The sequence below is a fragment of the Kitasatospora sp. GP30 genome (assembly GCF_029892145.1).
GTDB classification, from domain to species: Bacteria; Actinomycetota; Actinomycetes; order Streptomycetales; family Streptomycetaceae; genus Kitasatospora; species Kitasatospora acidiphila.
Window position 1 is genome coordinate 80,594 of record NZ_JARZAH010000003.1, and the last position, 18,992, is coordinate 99,585.

At 71.7% G+C, this 18,992-nt stretch carries 19 protein-coding genes; 8 read left to right on the forward strand and 11 right to left on the reverse strand.

The window, feature by feature from the left end; genetic code table 11:
• Positions 1-206: 206 nt before the first annotated feature.
• The 6 genes from P3T35_RS06055 to P3T35_RS06080 all read right to left on the reverse strand — a co-directional run bounded on the left by P3T35_RS06055 (position 207) and on the right by P3T35_RS06080 (position 7,710).
• Complete coding sequence (locus P3T35_RS06055; RefSeq protein ID WP_101379534.1) at positions 207-1,085, reverse strand: serine protease; 879 nt, start codon at positions 1,083-1,085, stop codon at positions 207-209.
• 129 nt (positions 1,086-1,214) lie between these two features.
• Entirely contained in the window at positions 1,215-3,524 is a 2,310-nt protein-coding gene (locus P3T35_RS06060) for an EAL domain-containing protein (protein WP_280704558.1), read from the reverse strand.
• Positions 3,525-3,640: 116 nt separating this feature from the next.
• Entirely contained in the window at positions 3,641-4,447 is an 807-nt protein-coding gene (locus P3T35_RS06065; protein WP_101379535.1) for an SAM-dependent methyltransferase, read from the reverse strand.
• A gap of 159 nt (positions 4,448-4,606) precedes the next feature.
• A complete protein-coding gene (gene glmS, locus P3T35_RS06070; protein WP_101379536.1) occupies positions 4,607-6,433 on the reverse strand; it encodes a glutamine--fructose-6-phosphate transaminase (isomerizing) in 1,827 nt (608 codons plus the stop codon).
• A gap of 90 nt (positions 6,434-6,523) precedes the next feature.
• Positions 6,524-6,805 (reverse strand): hypothetical protein, encoded by a 282-nt coding sequence (locus P3T35_RS06075; RefSeq protein ID WP_101379537.1) that lies wholly within the window; start codon positions 6,803-6,805, stop codon positions 6,524-6,526.
• A 227-nt stretch (positions 6,806-7,032) separates the two neighbouring features.
• On the reverse strand, positions 7,033-7,710 hold the full coding sequence (locus P3T35_RS06080) for an alpha/beta hydrolase (RefSeq protein ID WP_101379538.1): 678 nt from the start codon (positions 7,708-7,710) through the stop codon (positions 7,033-7,035).
• Between the two features lie 189 nt (positions 7,711-7,899).
• On the opposite strand from P3T35_RS06080, the gene P3T35_RS06085 reads away from it, so the two are divergent.
• The 3 genes from P3T35_RS06085 (at position 7,900) to P3T35_RS06095 (ending at position 10,382) form a co-directional block, all read left to right on the forward strand.
• Positions 7,900-9,084, forward strand: a complete 1,185-nt coding sequence (locus P3T35_RS06085; protein WP_101379539.1) for an MFS transporter — start codon at positions 7,900-7,902, stop codon at positions 9,082-9,084.
• Positions 9,085-9,179: 95 nt separating this feature from the next.
• Positions 9,180-9,938 (forward strand): SDR family oxidoreductase, encoded by a 759-nt coding sequence (locus P3T35_RS06090; RefSeq protein ID WP_180356366.1) that lies wholly within the window; start codon positions 9,180-9,182, stop codon positions 9,936-9,938.
• 63 nt (positions 9,939-10,001) lie between these two features.
• A complete protein-coding gene (locus P3T35_RS06095; protein WP_101379541.1) occupies positions 10,002-10,382 on the forward strand; it encodes a MerR family transcriptional regulator in 381 nt (126 codons plus the stop codon).
• A gap of 4 nt (positions 10,383-10,386) precedes the next feature.
• Here the strand turns inward: P3T35_RS06095 and P3T35_RS06100 are convergent, their stop codons facing one another.
• Positions 10,387-10,869, reverse strand: coding sequence for a MarR family winged helix-turn-helix transcriptional regulator (locus tag P3T35_RS06100; RefSeq protein ID WP_101379542.1), 483 nt, complete (start codon positions 10,867-10,869; stop codon positions 10,387-10,389).
• 54 nt (positions 10,870-10,923) lie between these two features.
• On the opposite strand from P3T35_RS06100, the gene P3T35_RS06105 reads away from it, so the two are divergent.
• Positions 10,924-11,397, forward strand: coding sequence for a hypothetical protein (locus P3T35_RS06105; protein WP_101379543.1), 474 nt, complete (start codon positions 10,924-10,926; stop codon positions 11,395-11,397).
• A 60-nt stretch (positions 11,398-11,457) separates the two neighbouring features.
• On the opposite strand, the gene P3T35_RS06110 is transcribed toward P3T35_RS06105, so the two are convergent.
• The 3 genes from P3T35_RS06110 to P3T35_RS06120 all read right to left on the reverse strand — a co-directional run bounded on the left by P3T35_RS06110 (position 11,458) and on the right by P3T35_RS06120 (position 13,623).
• Positions 11,458-11,862 carry a DUF6114 domain-containing protein gene (locus P3T35_RS06110; RefSeq protein WP_101384915.1) on the reverse strand — a complete coding sequence of 135 codons (405 nt, stop codon included), beginning with the start codon at positions 11,860-11,862 and terminating at the stop codon, positions 11,458-11,460.
• A gap of 294 nt (positions 11,863-12,156) precedes the next feature.
• Positions 12,157-12,804, reverse strand: a complete 648-nt coding sequence (locus tag P3T35_RS06115) for a DUF6230 family protein (protein ID WP_101379544.1) — start codon at positions 12,802-12,804, stop codon at positions 12,157-12,159.
• Between the two features lie 165 nt (positions 12,805-12,969).
• Entirely contained in the window at positions 12,970-13,623 is a 654-nt protein-coding gene (locus tag P3T35_RS06120; RefSeq protein ID WP_280704564.1) for a TetR/AcrR family transcriptional regulator, read from the reverse strand.
• Positions 13,624-14,002: 379 nt separating this feature from the next.
• Here P3T35_RS06120 and P3T35_RS06125 point away from each other — a divergent pair, with 379 nt between their 5' ends.
• Together P3T35_RS06125 and P3T35_RS06130 are read left to right on the forward strand one after the other, a co-directional pair.
• Positions 14,003-14,965: a hypothetical protein gene (locus P3T35_RS06125; RefSeq protein WP_218976654.1), complete on the forward strand. Its 963-nt coding sequence runs from the start codon at positions 14,003-14,005 to the stop codon at positions 14,963-14,965.
• Positions 14,966-15,019: 54 nt separating this feature from the next.
• Entirely contained in the window at positions 15,020-15,691 is a 672-nt protein-coding gene (locus P3T35_RS06130; RefSeq protein ID WP_101379546.1) for a Tat pathway signal sequence domain protein, read from the forward strand.
• Positions 15,692-15,772: 81 nt separating this feature from the next.
• Here P3T35_RS06130 and P3T35_RS06135 read toward each other — a convergent pair whose 3' ends face one another.
• Positions 15,773-16,573, reverse strand: a complete 801-nt coding sequence (locus tag P3T35_RS06135) for a maleylpyruvate isomerase family mycothiol-dependent enzyme (protein ID WP_101379547.1) — start codon at positions 16,571-16,573, stop codon at positions 15,773-15,775.
• 106 nt (positions 16,574-16,679) lie between these two features.
• Between P3T35_RS06135 and P3T35_RS06140 the strand changes: the two genes are divergently transcribed.
• Both P3T35_RS06140 and P3T35_RS06145 read left to right on the forward strand, forming a co-directional pair.
• Positions 16,680-17,318: a TetR family transcriptional regulator gene (locus P3T35_RS06140; RefSeq protein WP_101379548.1), complete on the forward strand. Its 639-nt coding sequence runs from the start codon at positions 16,680-16,682 to the stop codon at positions 17,316-17,318.
• A gap of 33 nt (positions 17,319-17,351) precedes the next feature.
• Positions 17,352-18,890 carry an FAD-dependent monooxygenase gene (locus P3T35_RS06145; protein ID WP_280704570.1) on the forward strand — a complete coding sequence of 513 codons (1,539 nt, stop codon included), beginning with the start codon at positions 17,352-17,354 and terminating at the stop codon, positions 18,888-18,890.
• Positions 18,891-18,992 lie beyond the last annotated feature (102 nt).

The following is an 18,992-nucleotide window of genomic DNA, read 5'->3' on the forward strand; positions in this document are numbered from 1 at the left end:
GTCTGCCGAGCCGAACCCGCCTGTCCGCTTGCCTGGTTGCCTACTGAACCGCCACGGTCGATCCGGCGGTGCGTCAGCCAGTCTCGCAGCGGCCCGGCCGGCCTCACCAGCCCCGGCCGGCCGACGGCCGGGACTACGTGCCGACGCTCCCTCGCTCACCGCGGGCCCGCGAACCCTGGGCGCGGGCCCGCGGCAGCGTGCCGGCGTCACTGCGGCAGGGTGCAGCCCGCCAGCGTCAGGTCCAGCTTGTTGCCGGGCGCGAAGCACGCGGGGATCTCGTAGGTCTCCTCGGCGTAGTTGGTGCCCTGGTGCACCGTCACGTTGCCGTTGGCGTCGACCTCGCAGGGGTTGTCGACGGTGCAGCGCTCGCCGTTCTCGTTGCCGGTGTTGTTGACGGCGACCACCAGGCCGGTGTTGGTGTCGATGACCGGGGAGCCGGAGGTCCCGCCGATGGTGTTGCAGCTGGAGGTGTAGCGGACCGAGTCCTTCCAGGTCCAGTCGCCCTCCTTCAACTGGTAGACGAAGCCGTCGATGTTGCAGCCGTAGGTGGCCTGCCAGTAGCCGGAGACGACCTCGATCGGGGTGCCGGCCGTCGGGTGGTTTGCCGATATGGTCAACGGGCTGATGCCGTACTGCTGTTGGATGTCGTCGTAGCTCTCGGGGAGCTGATAGATCGTCACATCCGTGTTGGTCATGGTCGAGTAGACCACGCTGCTCGCCTGGACGTCGCCGATCGAGTTGCCGGAGTCGTCGAGCAGGGTGAAGTCACGGCTGGACGGCTGGTTGGTAATCACCTGACCGGGGTTCGGCATGCCGGACTCCAGACAGTGCCCGTTGGTCATCACCAGAGCCGGGTCCGCACCTTGGGAGTTGGGCATCCTGACGATCGAACCGGAGCAGTCGTCGAGCGCCACGGTACCGGCGAAGGTGACGTTCGCGGCATGCGGGGCGTGCTGGGCGGCGGAAGCATGAGCGGTCAGCGCGCGGGCAGGTGCGGGGGCGGCCTGCGCGGGGGCGGAGACGGCCAGCGTGCCGGCGCTGGCGAGCAGGGTCACGGCCAGCGCGCCGCTGAGGGGCAGCTTCATGTGCGGGCTCCTCTGAGGTGTGGGGGTCCCGCAAATTTGTCCTGCGCATGACTGCATGTCAAGAGTTCCTGCGAGAAAGCTGGGAACGCACTGGTAGCACCCGCCTCGGCAATGCGGCGCGAACCCTCGTCAGCGCAGCCCGGAGTTGGACCCCATGATCCGCTTGACGATCTCCTCGGGGCGGGACGGCCGACCGAAGTACCAGCCCTGGGCCCGGTCGCAGCCCATCGAACGCAGCCGCTCCGCATGGTCGGCGTTCTCCACGCCCTCCGCGGTGACGGTCAGGCCCAGGGTGTGGGCCAGCGACACCAGGCCGCCGACGATCCGCCAACCCAGCACCTGCTCGCGCCCGCTCTCCTTGAGGTCGCTGACGAACGAGCCGGCGATCTTCAGGCTGGCGACCGGCAGGTCACGCAGGTAGGCGAGGTTCGACCAGCCCGTCCCGAAGTCGTCGATGGCCAGCGAAACACCCATGTCCACAAGCGAGTTGAGAGCTCGGAGGGAGTCGTCCTCGGGGCCCATCACGGCGCTCTCGGTGATCTCCAGCTGCAGCCGCTTCGGGTCGAGCCCGGTGGAGCGCAGCACCCGGTCGATGTCCGCGACCAGCCCGGCGTTGCGGAGCTGGCGGACCGCCAGGTTGACGTTGAGATGCGGCGCCCGGTCGCCGAACCGCTCCACCCAGTCGGCCGCTTGGCCGCAGGCCTGCTCCAGCACCCAGCGGCCGAGCGGCATGATCAGACCGGTCTCCTCGGCGGTGCCGATGAACTCGTCAGGCCCCAGCACGCCCAACTGCGGGTGCCGCCAACGGACCAGCGCCTCCACCGAGGAGAGCGAGCCGTCCTCCAGCCGGCAGAGCGGCTGGTAGTCGATGAAGAACTCGCCGCGGTCCAGCGCCACCGGCATCCGCACCGAGACGGCGTAGCGGCTGACCGAACGGGCGTTGCGCTGCGGGTCGAAGAGCGTCCAGCGGCCGCGGCCCTCCTCCTTGGCGCGGTAGAGGGTCAGGTCGGCGGCCCGCACCGCGGCCAGCGGAGTGGTCGCCGCCACCGGCCGCTCCAGCACGCCGACGCTGGCGCCGACCGCCAGCCGGTGCCCGTCGATCGGCACCGGCTTGGACAGCGCGGCCAGCACCGTCTTCGCGGCGGCCACCGCCTCCTGCTCGCCCCGGCAGTTCTCCAGCAGCACCACGAACTCGTCGCCGCCCAGCCGCGCCACCAGATGTCCGAGCGGACGCAGCGCGGACTCCAGCCGCAGCGCCACGGCGGCCAGCAGCTGGTCGCCCATCTCGTGGCCCAGGCTGTCGTTGACCACCTTGAACCCGTCCAGGTCCACGTAGCAGAGCCCGAACCGGGCGCCGGGCTCGGGCGAGTCGAAGACCGCCTCCAGCCGCTCGAAGAACGCCGAGCGGTTGGGCAGCCCGGTCAGCGGGTCGTGGTTCGCCTGGTGGCGCAGCCGCTCCTGGAGCCGGTAGCGGTCGGTGACGTCCTCCATCATCGCGACCTGGTAGACGGGTGTGCCGTTGTCGTCGCGGATCAGCGAGGACGTCAGGTGGGTCCAGACCACCTCGCCGCCCTGGCGGTAGTACGGCTTGTCGAAGGAGAAGTGGTCGCGCTTGCCGCTGACCAGCTCCTCGTAGGCCTCCCAGACGCCCTCGCTGTCCTCGGGGTGCACCAGGTCGGTCACCTGGCGCCCCTGGAGCTCCTCCGCGGTCACCTCGAAGATGTCCTGCATCGCCTTGTTGACCGCCAGGATGTTGCCCGCGACGTCGGCGATGCCGATGCCGATCGCCGCCGACTCGAAGAGCGCCCGGAACCGGGCCTCCGACTCGCGCAGCGCCCGCTCGGCCTCCCGGCGGGCGGTGTCGGCGGCGAAGCGGATCGCCTCCTGCTCCTGGAGGGTGCGCTCGCGCAGCGCGCCCGCCCAGCCGGCGGCGAACGCGCCGGCCAGCTCGGCGAGCACCGGCTGCCCGGGCTCGCCCGCGTGCAGCAGGCCGATCGCCCGGGCCAGCAGGTCGGGGTCGGTGAACTGGGCCTCGACCAGCGCGGCGCCGGCCTCGGCGGCCGGCCCGGGGTCGAGCAGCGGGGCGGCCTGCGCCTCGTGCAGCAGGGCGGTGGTGCGGGTGACCAGGCGGTGCAGTGCTTCTGGGTGCATGGCCGCGCCCTGGCTGCTGCGCAGCAGGCGGGCCCACTCCTCGGAGTCGGGCACGCCGGGGTCGCCGGGCGCGCCGGGGTGGGCGGGCGCGCCGGGGTGGGCGGGCGCGCCGGGGTGGGCGGGCGCGCCGCCGGGCGGTGCGTCCGCCGCGGGCGGGTTCGCAGCGGGCACGGCCGTCGTGGGTGCCGTCTCGCGTGCGTCCAGCGCGAGCACGTCCGCAGCAGGCGCTGTCTCGCGGGTATCCGCCTCGGGCCCGTCCGCGGCGGGCGCCGCCTCGTGTGCGTCCACCGCGGGCAGGGTCGTCTCAGGCGCGTCCGTCCCGGGCGCCGTCTCGCGTGCGTCCGCAGCGGGCCCGTCCGTCCCGGGCACGCCCGTCCCGGGTAGGTCCGGCGAAGCAGGGGTCGTCACGGCAGCAGCCCAACGCCGACCAGGCCGACCATCCGCTCCGGGTTCTCGCCGACCTCGGCGGGCTCGTCCGGGCGCCACTGCGGCAGGTAGACCACCCCGGGCTCGACCAGCCGGAAGCCGTCGAAGAGGCCGTTGATCCGCTCCTCCGAACGCATCGTCATCGGCGTCGGGGTGCGGTCGTAGAGGGCCTGGTGGGTCTCCGCCTGGTCCGGGCGGCCCTCCAGCGAGGCGTGGCAGACGGCCATCGCGCTGCCGGCCGGGAGCGCGTCGCGCAGGGTGCGCACGATGCGCTCCGGCTCCTGCTCGTCGGTGACGAAGTGCAGTACGGCGATGAGCAGCAGCGCGACGGGCTCACCGGGCGCCAGCAGATCGGCCACCTCGGGCCGGGCCAGCAGGTCGGCGGGGTCGGTCAGGTCGGCTTCCACCACGGTGGAGAGCTTGTCGCCCTCCAGCAGCAGCCGGCTGTGCGCGACCGCCACCGGGTCGTTGTCCACGTAGACCACTCGGCTGTCCGGCTGGATCGCCCGGGCCACCTCGTGCACCGCGCCGAAGGTGGGGATGCCGGAGCCGATGTCCAGGAATCGGGTGAAGCCCTGTTCGGCCAGGTAGGTGACCGCGCGGCGGAGGAAGGCCCGGTTGGCCCGCATGATCAACGGCAGGTCGGGCCACATCTCGATCGCCTTGCGTGCCATCTCACGGTCGGCCGCGAAGTTGTGCGAACCACCCAGGTAGTAGTCGTACACACGGGCCGCTGCCGGACGGTCCAGGTCCATGCCCTCGGGCACCCACGATGGTCGCCGCATCAGGGACCCCTTCCGACACATGTTTAGACAAGAGGCACAAAGATCATCCTATGGACGCTGATGGCGTCGCAACCGGCTCGGCACGCGGTAGGGGGATGAGGGCGGCCGACGCCCCTGAAGCTATCAGGGCCGTCGGCCGATCTTCGCACCGCCCGCTGGCTACTCGACGGTGACCGACTTGGCCAGGTTGCGCGGCTTGTCCACGTCCCGGGCCAGCGCCACCGCGGCGTGGTAGGCGAACAGCTGGAGCGGGATGTTCAGCAGCAGCGGGTCCAGCTCGGGCTCGTTCTTGGGCACCAGCAGGGTGTGGGTGGCGAGCTTGGCGTCGGGCGCGGTGTGCGCGACGGCCAGCACCCGGCCGGCCCGGGCCCGGATCTCGCCCAGCGTGGTCAGGTTCTTGTCCAGCAGCTCGTCGTCCGGCACGAGTGCCACGGTGGGCAGTTCGGGGCTGATCAGCGCGAGCGGGCCGTGCTTCAGCTCGGAGGCCGGGTAGGCCTCGGCGTGCACGTAGCTGATCTCCTTCAGCTTCTGCGCGCCCTCCCGGGCCACCGGGTAGCCGCGCACCCGGCCGATGAACATCATGCCGTCGCAGTCCGCGTACTCGGCGGCCAGCTCGGCGATCTCCTGCTCCTGCGCCAGCACCTGGCGGATCTGCTCGGGCAGCGCCTTGAGACCGTCGACGATCCGGCGGCCGTCGGCGGGCGACAGGTCGTTGATCCGGCCGAAGTGCAGGGCGAGCAGCGCGAACGCGATCACGGTGGAGGTGAACGCCTTGGTCGAGGCGACCGAGATCTCCGGGCCCGCGTGCAGGTAGACGCCGCCGTCCACGGCCCGGGCGATCGCGCTGCCGACCGTGTTGACCACGCCGAGCACCCGGCCGCCCTTGCGCTTGACCTCCTGCACGGCGGCCAGCGTGTCGTAGGTCTCGCCGGACTGGCTGACCGCGATGTAGAGGGTGTCCCGCTCGATCACCGGGTTGCGGTAGCGGAACTCCGAGGCCGGCTCCGAGTCGGCGGGGATCCGGGCCAGCTCCTCGATCAGCTGGGCGCCCATCTGGCCCGCGTAGTAGGCCGAGCCGCAGCCGATGATCTTGACCCGGCGGATGTCGCGCAGCTCGCGCGCGTCCATGTTGAGCCCGCCCAGGTGCGCGGTGGCGAACCGCTCGTCCAGCCGGCCGCTCAGGGTGCGCTCGACGGCGGCGGGCTGCTCGTGGATCTCCTTGATCAGGAAGTGCGCGTGCCCGGCGGTGTCGAAGGAGTCGATCTCCCAGTCCACGGTGGACGGTTGGCGGGTGGTCGGGCGGGCGTCCTCGGCGAAGGTGCGGAAGCCGTCGGCGCGGACCACGGCCAGCTCGCCGTCCTCCAGGTGCACCACCTGGCGGGTGTAGCGGACCAGGGCGGCCACGTCGGAGGCGACGAACATCTCCTTCTCGCCGACGCCCAGCACGATCGGGCTGCCGTTGCGGGCCACCACCACCCGGTCGGGCTGCTCGGCGTCCAGCACCGCGATGCCGTAGGTGCCGACCACCAGGGCGAGCGCGGCGCGGACCGCGTCCTCCAGGTCGGTGCCCTCACCGCTGTGCGCGGCGACCAGGTGGACCAGCACCTCGGTGTCGGTCTCCGAGGCGAATACCGCGCCGTCGGCGATCAGCTTGGCGCGCAGCTGGTCCGCGTTCTCGATGATGCCGTTGTGCACCACCGCGAACCGGCCGGCGTTGTCCAGGTGCGGGTGGGCGTTGGCGTCGCTGGGCTCGCCGTGGGTGGCCCAGCGGGTGTGGCCGATGCCGGTGCCGCCCTTGAACCGGGCCGGGATGGCGGCCGCCAGGTCGGCCACCCGGCCCTTGGTCTTGCGCACCTTCAGGCCGGTGCCCTTGCCGGTGACCGCGACACCGGCGGAGTCGTAGCCGCGGTACTCCAGCCGTTGCAGGCCTTCGAGCAGGAAGGGGGTGGCGTCCTTGGGACCGATGTAGGCGACGATTCCGCACATGGTGAGGGCTGGCTCCTGACGTGGGTGGAGGGACGGACTACCTGACTCTGCTGTGTCGTGCTGTGCGCAGCCGACGGTGCCGGGCTGCGCTCAGCCGTAGACGATGCGCCGCAGCTGGCGTGCCGACAGCTCCGGTGCGACGACCCGGCGGCCCGGCAGCTCCTCGGCGATCCGGGTGAAGATCTGGTCGTTGGTCAGCCCGCGGGCCTGCAGCTCGGTGTGCCGCCGGCGTACGAAGTCCGCGGTCGTCTCGGAGAAGTACGCGAGCACCTCGGCCACCACATGGGCGGCTTCCCGGGGCCCGAGCGCACTGGTCCGGGTCAGGTGAGCGAGCAGATCCGCGTACGGCGCTGGTGGAGGAGAGCTGGACACGGACGGTGAGCCTAGGTGGCCGCTCCGGGAAAACCAAGAATCCTGCCCGATATCGGGCACGATCCCGCCGTTCGGCCTGCTGGCTAACGTAGCGGGCAGGACTGAGCCGCGCATCCGGGCCGCCGGGTGCGGTGGAACCGAGCACGAGCCGTCAAGCCGCCCGGCCCACCGGTCGGCGCATACGGCATCCCTCCGCACGACGGGCCGGCGCCGGAGCTTCGGATCCCTCAGAGCGCGGAGGTGTACGCCTCCAGCCGGTCGGCCAGCTCCACCGGGTGCCCGAGCATCGGGCAGTGGTCGCCCGGCATCTCGTCAGGCGTGATGCCCAGGCGCTCCCGCACCACCCGGCGCATGAAGTCGACCGGGAGGAACCGGTCGTCGCGCGCCAGCAGGACCCTGGTCGGCACGGTCGGCCAGGCTGCCAGCGGCCAGGGTTTCTGGAACGGTGTCGCCGACTGCTCGCGGCCCCGCCGCAGCAGCTCGGCGGCCACCTCCGGCGGTGTGTCGTGCAGGAAGAGCGCCGTGGTGTCGTCCGGATCCCAGTCGCCGCGCTCATCCTCGGCCTGCCGGGCCGCCGCGTGGCCGGTGTTGGCCCACCACTCCCCGGGCGTCTCGCCCGGCGCCGGCACCAGCGCCTGAAGCATCACCAGCAGGCGCACCGGCAGCCGGTCGCACACCAGCGGCGCGGTGAACCCGCCGAACGAGTGCGCCACCAGCACCAGTTCACGCTGGTCACCGACCGCCCGCACCACGGTGTCGGCGTACTCGGCGAGCCCCGCCTCGTCGTCCTCGCACGGCAGATCGACGGCCACCACCTGCCGGCCGCGCCGACGCAGTTCGTCCGCCAGCAGGTGCCAGGACCAGGGACCCGCGCCGGCACCGGGGATCAGTACATAAGTCGTCATGGTCAGCCGACCTCCCTCAACGATCTTCCGCTTCGTCACCGTAGTCGGCTACTCTGACACTCATGTTCGCCTCCGAACCACACTGACAGGCCGTCAGGCCGCTTGCTCCGCCAAGTGGCAGACGGTGATCTGTCGTGCCCGCGCGCGATCCGGCGAGCGCCGATCGCGCTGTGTTTTCGGAGAATCCCCATGTCCAGTGCGTCCTATCGTGCTGTCTTCGCGCTGCCCCGAGCGCGCGCCCTCTTCCTCACCGGCCTGCCGGCCCGGCTCTGCTACGGGCTGCTGAGCATCCCCATGCTGCTGGCGGTTCGGGCCGGCACGGGTTCCTACGCGGTGGCCGGTACCGCCGTCGGCCTGGCCGGGCTGGCCACCGCGCTACTCGGGCCACTCCGCGCCCGCCTGGTCGAACGCCGGCCGGGAGCGCTGCGGCCGATGGCCGGCTGCTATGCACTGCTGCTGCTCCTGCTGGCCGCCGTCTGCACCGAGCGGCAGCCGACCGCGCTGGTCGTGGCCGTCGCGGTGCTGGCCGGCGCCTGCCCGCCGCCGGTCGGGCCGCTGCTGCGCACGGCCTGGGGCCGACTCGCGGCCGACGAGGCGCAGCGGCAGTCGATGCTCAGCCTCGACACCGCCACCGAGTCGACGGTCTTCGCTCTCGGGCCGGTGCTCGCGGGGGTGCTGATCGCGGTGTCGTCCGCGGCGACCGTGCTGGTGGTGTGCGCGGTGCTGGCGCTGGTGGGCTTCGGGTTGCTGCCGGGCGCGTTGCGGGCGGTGCCCGGCAACGTCGAGGTGCGGCCGGGCAGGCAGCGAACTCCGTTGCTGGCGGCGGGTTTTGTGCCGCTTCTCGGTCTGGTGCTGGCGGTGGCGGCGGCCCTGTCGCTGGTGGAGGTGGCGATGCTGGCCGCCTGGGGCACGGTCACCACCGGTGTGCTCACCACGCTCTTCTCGATCGGCGGCGTGATCGGCGGGCTGCTGTACGGACGCCTCGGCCTGCCCGGCGAGTTGACCCGCCGCCCGCTGCTGCTGGTCGCCGCCGCCACCGCCTGCTACGCCCTCCCCGCACTGCTGTGCGGGAGCCCGGCCGCCGCACTGGGGCTGCTGCTCGCCGGGGGTGTCACGGACGTGCTGCTGATCACCGCCTACCAGTTGGTCGAGTTGCTGGTCCCCAGCGGTTCCCGGACCGAGGCGGGCGCCTGGGTCAACACCGCCTACAACCTGGGCGCCGCCGCCGGCGCCTCGCTCGGCGGCCTCCTGGTCGACCACGCCGGCCCGCTCGGCACACTGGGCGCACCCGCCGCGCTGCTCGTCGTCGCCGTTCTCGCCACGGCACCGGCCGTACTGCGGCGGCGCCGTGCGGAGCGGGACGCAACGGCCTGATCCCTCGCCGGGACTGACGCCCTCACCGCCCCCACCCCACCCCACCCCGCGCCGCTTGACCTTGACGCTGGCGGCAGGGTTGGAGCATCAGCCCCATGAACACGCACACCACCCCAGCCCGCACCGTCCTCGTCACCGGCGCCGGTACCGGCATCGGCCGCGCCACCGCCCGTGCGTTCGCCGCCCAGGGAGCCCATGTGCTGGCGGTCGGCCGGCGGCCCGAGCCGCTGGCCGAGACCACTGCCGGGCACCCGCTGATCACGCCGCTGGCCGCCGACATCACGGCGGACGGCGCGCCCGAGCAGATCGTGCAGGCGGCAGTGGAGTTGGCGGGTGGGCTGGATGTGGTCGTCAACAACGCCGGGATCGTGCGCGGCGGCGGGCTCGGTTCGCTCGACGCGGCGCCGATCCACAGCCAGCTGGCGACCAACCTGACCGCGCCCATCCTGCTCACCCAAGCCGCGCTCCCCGCACTGGAGTTGGGCGGCGGTGTGGTGGTCAACGTCAGCACCTCGGTGGGCCTGCGGGCCTGGCCGGCCCACAGCTCGGTCTACGCGGCCACCAAGTCCGCGCTGGAACTGCTGACTCGCAGCTGGGCGGTGGAACTCGCGCCGCGCGGGATCCGGGTGGCCGCGGTCGCCCCGGGCGGCATCGAGACGCCGATCGGCGAGCACCAGGGGCTGACCGCCGACCAGCAGGCGGCGGTGCGGGAGTGGCAGGTGGCGCACACGCCGCTGGGGCGGATCGGGCGGCCCGAGGAGGTGGCCTGGGCGATCACCGCACTGGCCGATCCGCAGGCGTCCTTCGTCACGGGGGTGGTGCTCCCGGTCGACGGCGGTGCGGTGGTCGCGTGATAAACGGTGGTGGCGTGATAGGCAGTACTCATCGGTGCGGGTGAACGACGGGGGCGGTGCGGGGTGCGGATCGGCGAGCTGGCGAGGGCGACCGGCACTACGGCACGCGCCCTGCGCCACTACGAGCAGGCCGGGTTGATCCGCTCCGAGCGGGCCGACAACGGCTACCGCGACTACGACGGGCAGGCCGCGACCAGGGTGCGGAATATCCGCCATCTCCTGGACGCCGGGCTCACGTTGGAGGACGTGAGTGCGTTCGCCACTTGCCTCGACGGCGACTTGGCCACCGTCACCCCCAGCGATCACGGGCGCCGGATCGCCCTGGACCGCCTGGCCGTCCTCGACCAGCGCATCGCCCGCCAACTCGCCGCCCGCAACCGCTTGGCCTCCGCCCTGGGCCTGCACCCTTCCGCCCCAGCCGACGCCCCATCGATGACGTGCTGAACTTCTAATCCCTGCCCGGGAGTTGTGCCGCAAAGTCCGCCACGAAAGCGGTCAGCAGGCGAGCGAACGCGACCCGGTCAGCGTCCGGCCAGTCCCCCATCGCTCGCGCGAAAACCTGCCGGCGCCGCCCGTGCACCAGGTCCAACTGGCGCTGCCCCTCCCCGGACAGGGTGAGCAGGGTGCGCCGGGCGTCGGCCGGGTCGACGTCACGGTCCACCAGCCCGTCCGCCACCGCGCGCTGCACCAGCCGGCTGGCGCGCGGCTGGTCGACGGCGAGGCCGACCGCGACATCCGTCACCGAGCAGGCCCGGGCGCACCCCTCGATCACGTCGAGCACCCCGAACAGCGTGGGGTCGATGGGCCGTTCGCCCTCCGGCGGTGACAGACGGGCCAGCGAGCGGCGGGTCTGACTGCGGCGGATCGCCACCATGGCCCGCTCGACCGCGGCCACGGCCTCGTCCTGCTCCGATTGCTTGCTCTTCGACATGCATGCTAGGTTACATTCATTGTAAAAATACATGCATTAGGGGGAGCCACAATCATGACCACCACCGACACCGACGCCACCGCGCACTCGCTGCCCAACGTCCGCGAGCAGCGCCCGCTCGGCTACTGGCTGCGCCACATCGACGGCGCGATCGACGCGAGCTTCCGCGCCCTGCTCGCCGAGCAGGGCCTGAACCGGCGCTCGTGGCAGGTGCTCAACACCATCGCCTGCGGCCCGCTCACAGTGGCCGAGGTCGACGAGACCATGGCGGCGTTCATCGGCCCCGCCGAGCCGACCATGCGGCCCCATGTCGACGCCTTCGCCGCGCGCGGCTGGGTGCTGACCGACGAGGGCGGGCAGATCACCCTCACGGAGACGGGCACGGCGGCGCACCGGCGCGCCGATGCGGCGACCGGGCGGCAGCGGGCCGAGATGATGTCCTGCCTGTCGGCCGAGGAGTTCACGCAGCTGATGACGCTGCTGCAGCGCTTGGCCGGCCACCTCGACGAGTTGGCGGCGAAGGACTGACGGCAGGGGCCTGCCCCCGCGGAGTGGGTGGCCTCCGCGGGGGCAGGTCGGGGGGCCGGCTCAGGAGGTGCTGGGCCGGGTGCCGCGGCGCAGCAGGCGGCGCCGGGCGGGTTGGTTGGGCACCCAGCCGAAGGCCACGATGCTGCCGATCAGGCCGAGCAGCAGGCCGATGAAGAACCCGCCCAGGTTGGATGTGACCCAACTGGCCAGGGTGAGCAGCACCGACAGGATCGAGTAGAAGAGCCGCTGACCTGGACTGAAGATCAGCAGCAGGCCGCAGAGGACCATCACGGACGGCACCGCGAGGCCGGCCATGCCCTGCATGCCGATGTGCATGATCACCGGCAGCGGCATCTTCTCGGTGAAGAGGATCTCGGCCCCGCCGAGGAAGACGAGCAACCCGCCCCAGAACGGGCGGGCGCCGCGCCACTGCTTGAAGGTGCGCCGCTGCTTGCTCGTCGGCACCTCGGCCCGGCTCCGCTCGCCCTCGGGGGCGGCGGGGTCGCCGACCGGTGCGGGCCCGTCGGCCGTGCTCGCGGCAACCGCCGCCCCGACCGCCGAGGCGGGGTGGGGGACGGTGGCCTCCGATGCCGCGGCGGCCTGCGGGTCCGCACCGGTTCCGCCCGGCGCGGCGGTCGGCGGCGCCGCGATCCTGGCGGTCTCCTCGGTGCCCCGAGCCTCCCCGGCGCCCCGGGTCGGCTCAGGAGCCTCCCCGGCGGCCGGTCTCGGCTCGGGTGTCGGTGTCTGCTCGGCCATTCGTCAGCAGCCCGTGTCGCTGAAGCTGAGGTGCAGGTTGGGCAGCTTGAAGGTGGCGGCGGTGGTGGCGTAGTTGTCCTGCCGCAGGTGGTTGATGGTCACCGAGTCCGCTTGCTGGCCGAAGACGCCCGCCGGGCCTTGGACGCCGGCCTTGTCGAAGGTGCTGGCGTCGCCGCCGACCTCGATGTTGTTGAACGAGGCGTCGCCGGAGAGCAGGTCGGAGTCGGTGGTCAGGCTGTCCGCGGTCACCGGTGTGCCGTTGTCGCCCGCGGTGATCTTCAGGTTGGTGCCACCGAGGTTGACGCTCTGGCACAGGTTGGTCAGCGAGGCGGACTTGATCGCGGAGACCGCGACGATCACCTGGCCGCCAGTGTTACCGGCGTTCGGGCTGTTGGGGATCATGTTGTCCAGGCCGCCGAACTGCTCGAACCCATTGCCCTGCAGCTGGTCGGCGGTGACGGTGAAGGCCATGCCGGAGATGGCGAACTGGGCGCCGATGACACCCTGCGCGGTCAGCGCCATCAGCACTCCACCCGCCAGGCAGGCGGGGATCCCCATCAGGGCGGCTCGCTTCAAACGGACTCGGCCTCGACCGGATGCTGGGCTGGTTGGCTCTGCGGACTCGGCGGTCGGCTCGACGGACTCGGCCATGGCTGCTCCAGGGAGTTGGTGAAGGACCTGTGATGGACAGCGCGCGTTGCCCTGGCGCGGACAGCGCTCCCGCCGGGTGATCAACCACCCTCCCTGGCAGAGGAATTGATGATCAATCAGGCGGCAAGACAGCTGCCGAGAAGTTACCTCGGGGTAAGCAGAGGGTCAAGAGTCCGTGCAGGGTAGCAGCGGTCGCCGCCAGCCGACACCGGCCGCCTGTGCTGCGGCCACCTGCTCGGCCGCCTCCTCGGGACCGAGGAACGGAGCCAGTGCCGCGAACGACAACGTCGGGAGCAGATCCGTGAGTTCGTCCTGTCGACCGGTCGCGATGTAGCGGTAGACGGTCGAGTAGGCGCCGCCGACCACGCTGTCCACCAGCAGCTCGCGCGAGATCCCGGGTGGCACCAGCGGGCAGCCGGAGAACAACCGCCTTAGCCGCACCCGCAGTTGCTCGCGTGCCAGCCGTCCAGCCGGTCCCACGGCTTCGATCTCCACCACCGCCATGGTGGCGAACGCGGGCACCTCGGCGAGGATCGCCAGCATCACCCGCAGCGCGGCGTGCACACCGGCACACCAGTCCAGCTGGGCCGCGAAGGCCTCCTCCATGCGCCGGATCACCACCGCGCAGCCATGCCGGTGAGCAGCCAGGAAGGCCTCCTCCTTGCCGCTGAACTGCTCGTAGAAGACCGGCCTGGTCACCCCGGCGGCCTGGCAGATGTCGCTCACCCGGGCCCCGGTGTAGCCGCAGGCGGCCACCGTGTGGACCACCCCGTCCAGCAGCCGCTCGCGCTGGGTGGCGGCGACCACCTCGGGCGGCACCCGACTCGGTCCACGTCGGATCGAGCGGGCCGGATCCCGACCACTGCGAACTCCCGGAAGGATCAAGTCGCCTGATGTAACGTCTAGTTCAAGATTCTTCCGCAACTTCCGCTCCATCCCTTGACGCTGGCGTGGACCAGGCTTAAAACCTTCCCAGGTTTCCAATCGAGCTAGGGCTTCAACTAGCAAGATCTGCCAGTGAGTTGGCGGTCAAAATAGCCGATGACACAGTATGGCGCAGGAAGTGCCGAAAAGCGGTGGCAGCCGCCGAACCCGATGACCGAAACCTCATCCCCACGGCTGAGTGGCCGGACCCCCGTGGCGCCGGGACGGTCCGGCTGCCGCGCCGGCCCACCCGCCGTGCCCGAGGAGCGCTGCCATGCCCCGCACCGAACTGCCGCACTCCGCACCGCACCAGCTCCGCAAACCCCACACGACGCGCCGGCGGCTCGCCGCCGCGGTGGCAGGGCTCTCGGCCGCCCTGCTGGCCGCCACCGTCACCCCGGCCGAGGCCGCGACCCCCGGCGGCATCTACTCCGGCATGGGCAACTGCCCGATCAGCGCGCCGGCGATGCAGGACCCGAGCAACCTGCAGGTCGGTTGCGTGGTCGCGGTGACCAACGCCGGAAGCTTCACCATCGGCAGCACCACGGTGCCGCTCACCTCGCCGATCACGCTGCAGTTCGGAGCGTACTGGGACAAGTCAGCTCCCCAGGTCAACTTCCCCGACGGCAGCACCGCCAACCAGTACACCACCGTGGCCCCGACCGGCGCCCCACTGATGACCGCCCAGGCGGCCCAGATCACCATCCCGGGGATCATCAACTTCCTGCCCGGCATCACCAGCATCTTCGCCCAGGTCGAACCGGCGGGCCCGATAACGAACTTCACCCCGCTGGCAACCGGTGAGTCGTACCCGGTGTTCAAGATGCCGATCAAGCTGCACCTCTCCAACCTGCTCTTCGGCGACGACTGCTACATCGGCTCCGACAGCTCGCCGATCGTGCTCTCCCCCACCACCGGCACCACCGCACCGCCGGCCCCGGCCACGCCGATGACCGGCAACCCCGGCACGCTGGCACTGAACAGCGACCCCAATGGCTACAGCGCCTTCGAAGCCTCGTTCACCGGGGCCGAGTTGGTGGACAACACCTTCAGTGTGCCGGGCGCCAGCGGCTGCGGGCTGGGCGGCAGCCTGGACTGGATCATCGACCTGGCGATGGGGCTGCCCGCCAGCGCCGGCAAGGGTTCGGTGACCTTCGACCAGACCGACACCTCACTGGCCCTGGACACCAGCGTGTCCGACCTGACGTCGGCGCTCAACGCGTCCGCGGCCCACTGAGACCACTCCCCCACACAGAAACACCACCCCCACCCAGAAATTGAGGTAACCCTCGTGCGAAACCACCTGGTTCTCGGCGGCGTAGCCCTGGCGGCCGTCGCCGTCACGGCCCTGACCGCCATACCCGCCTCGGCGGCCGGTCCGGTGCTCACCTACGGCAGCCTGGGCGGCAGCGCGGTCGCCGTCGGCGACACCATGACCGCCTCGCTGCTCTCCGGCACCAACGCGACCCTCTACTCCACCACCGCAGGCGGCACCGGCCTGCAGTGCGCCAGCTCCACCTTCTCCGGCACGGTCGGCAGCAACCCGACCGCGCCCGGCACCGCCTCCGGCTCACTCACCGGCTTCACCCTCGGCAGCTGCAAGGTGGTCAACACCCCGGGCGTCACCGGTGTGAAGAGCCTGACCCTCAGCAATCTGCCGTACAAGGACAGCATGAGTGACTCCAGCGGCCTCCCCAACACCCTCTCCGCCGGCTCGTCCGGCCCGATCGGGGCGACCGTGGTGCTCAACACCCTGCTGGGCACGGTGACCTGCACCTACCAGGCGGCCGGCAGCCTCACCTCCAACGGCAACAACTCCAACTCGTCGCTCACCTTCAGCAACCAGCAGTTCAACAAGCTGACCGGCCCGAGCGCGTGCTTCTCGACGGCCTACTTCAGCGGCGTCTACGGGCCGTTCGTGGACTCCAGCCAGGCCGGCAGCCCGTCGATCTTCGTCAACTGACGATCGATCGCGGGTGTTCCATGCGCGCCGCCGCCCTTCCTGCTCTGCGGTCAGGAAGGGCGGCGGCGCCCACGTGTCAGCTCAGACGTGCGGCACCAGCGTGAAGTACCGCTCCAGCAAAGCCTTGTCGCCGCTGACCGCCAACTCCTCGGCGGGGCTGCGCCCCCACAGGTGGAGCAGCAAGTCGCTTGCCGTACCGGCGAGTTCCGCCTCAGCCTCACCCGCCGGCCGGGCCAGCCGCACTTCGTTGCCGGTGAACTCCACCGACCAGCTCTCCGGCCCGTCGGTGCGGCGGAACCGGTAGCGCTCACCGGCCCCGGGCGGGGCCTGCTTCATCATCCGGCGGGCCGACGCCATCACCTCGAAGTTCTGCGTGATCGCGTCGGTGGCGATGTCGGCCGTGATCGGGCTGCCGGGCTCGCCCAACGCCCGTTCCGCGTCCCAGCGGTGAAGCGACAGCTCGATGCACTGCACCCGCAGCCAGAAGGCGACGGTCGGGTCCGCGCCGTATGTCCACACCTCGGTGTCCAACGGCGTGGTGGCGAACACCTCGGCCAACTCGGCCGCCCCTGCGGCGAACCAGTCGGTCAGATCCGGCGCCACCGGACCGCGGAACGGCTGCTCGGCCGGATCGGGCGACGGCCACCCGATCGCGTCGGCCGGGATGTGGGCGGCGCGCTGGTCAGGCTGGGGCGGCACGGACGACCGCTCGGTGATCACCTGGCTCACCAAGCGGTGCACCGCACCGAGGTGGAGCGCCAGGTCGGCGGCCGACCAGCCGGGGCAGGACGGCACCAGAGGTGCGGCGTCGGCCTCGGCCGCCCGGCGGATCGCTTGCTCGAAGGCCGCGCTCTCGCGGCGGAAGTGGCTGATCTGATCCATGCCTTCACTCTGCTGACCGATCGTCAGGTGAGCAAACTTTGCGCGTCCCGCAATCTTGCGTGCCAAGTAATCTTGCGCTGCACGCAAGAATCGCTAGAGTGGTGCCATGACGACGGATCCCGCCGCCGGCACCCCGAGCGGGCTGCGCGAGCGCAAGAAGCAGGCCACTCGTGACGCGCTGAGCTGGGCCGCCCTGCGGCTCGCCGTGGAGCGCGGCCTGGAGAACGTGCGGGTCGAGGAGATCGCCACGGCGGCCGGGGTGTCGCCGCGGACCTTCAACAACTACTTCTCCAGCAAGTACGAGGCGATCCTCTTCCGCCACCTGGACCGCACCCGGCAGGCCGCCGCCGCCCTGCGCGAGCGCCCGGCCGACGAGCCGCTCTGGGCGGCGATCACCGAGGCCGTGCTGGCGCCCTACGGTCCGCCGGACCAGGGGCCGGGCCCCGAGTGGACCGCCGGTGTCCGCCGAATGCTGGCCGAGCCCGCCCTGCAGGGCGAGTTCGCCAGGGTCGCGGTCACCGCGCGGATCGAGCTCGCCCGGGCAATCGCCGAGCGCACCGGCACCGACGCCGACCGGGACCTCTACCCGAGCCTGACGGCGTCCGCCGTGCTCACCGCCCAGCAGGCGGCCGGCGACCAGTGGTTGCGCTGCGACCCGCCGGTGCCGATCACCGCACTGCTGCGCGAGGCACTGGCGCTACTCGCGGCCGGCTTGCCCGATCCGTCGTCACCCACACCGATCTGACGAATCGTCAGCAATTCCCTGGGGGACAATTCAATGATCATCGACGTGGCCATCGCGGGTGGCGGACCGAACGGGCTGATGCTCGCCTGCGAACTCGCCCTGGCCGGCGTGCGGTCCGTGGTGCTGGAGCAACTCACCGAACCCAGCCGGGAGCCCAAGGCCAACGGGCTGGTCGGTCAGGTGGTCCGGCTGCTCGACCACCGCGGCCTCCACCAGCGGATCACCGGGCGCCCGGACGCACCAACACCTAGGCCCGGCTACATGTTCGGTGCGTTCCCGCTGGACCTCACCGGCCTCGACCCCAACCCGCTCCACATCCTGCCGGTTCAGCAACGCGAGCTGGAAGCCCTGCTCGCCGAGCGGGCCGAGGAGCTGGGCGTCGAGGTGCGGCGCGGGCATCGGCTCAACTCATTCGAGCAGGATGCGCAGGGAGTCGACCTTCAACTGGCAGGCCCCGACGGCCCGTACCGGCTGCGGGCCCGCTACCTGGTGGGCTGCGACGGCGGGCGCAGCACCGTGCGCAAGCTGGCGGGCATCGGCTTTCCCGGCGTGAGCGGGCCCACGGTGGTCCACCGCGCCGCCCATGTCACGTTGCCCGCCGGCTGGGTGGACGAGCGGACCGGCGCGTTGGAGGTCCCGGGCCACGGCCGGATCGCACCGGCCGGCTACCACCGCACCGAGCGCGGCGTCTTCGTCTTCGCCGCCGTCGAGCCGGGCAAGCCGCTGGTCGCCGTCCTGGAGTGGGAGGAGGCCCCCAACGCTCCCCGAAGTCCCGAACCACCGTTGACCTTCCAGGAGTTGAGCGAGGCCGCCGGGCGGGTGCTGGGCGCCGAACTGCCGCTCGCCGCTCCGACCAGCCCGGGCCCGCACCTGCTGCGCCGCCTCCGCGGCGGAAACACCCGCCTGGCCGAGCACTACCGCAGCGGGCGGGTGCTGCTGGCCGGCGACGCCGCCCATGTGCATTCGGCGGTCGGCGGCCCCGGCCTCAACCTCGGCCTGCAGGACATCGCCAACCTCGGCTGGAAGCTGGCCGCCGAGGTGCACGGCTGGGCGCCGCCCGGCTTGCTGGACAGCTACCAGAGCGAGCGCCGCCCGGTCGGCGAGCGGGTCTTCATGCACTCCCAGGCGCAGCTCGCACTGATGGCCCCCGGACCCGCCGTCACGGCGCTGCGGACGCTCTTCGGCGAACTGCTGACCGACCCGGCCAACACCCGCCGCATCGCCGAGCTGCTGGCGGGCTCCGATCTGCGCTATCCGGTCGACTGCGTACACCCGTTGGCCGGGCGGTTCGTCCCCGAGCTGCCGCTGAGCGGCCCACGGGTCGCCGAACTGCTACGCAGCGCACGGCCGTTGCTGCTCGACCTGAGCGCCGAGGGCCGGTTCGCACCGGCGGCACACGGCTGGCGGGACCGCGTGGCGGTGCAACGGGCCGACTGTCCGGGTGAGTCGACCGCGGCGCTGCTGATCCGACCCGACGGGTACGTGGCTTGGGCCGCCGACGACCAGGACGGGGACCTGAAACCGCTTCACGAGGCGCTCACCAGCTGGTTCGGGGAGCCGCTCGCCGACTGACCCACGGAGCGGGCCGGGTGTTCGACAGGTCCGTCACCACTGATCGACGGACCCGCTATTTCGATGGCCCGGCCTCCCACCCGCTCCTACAGTGGCACCCAC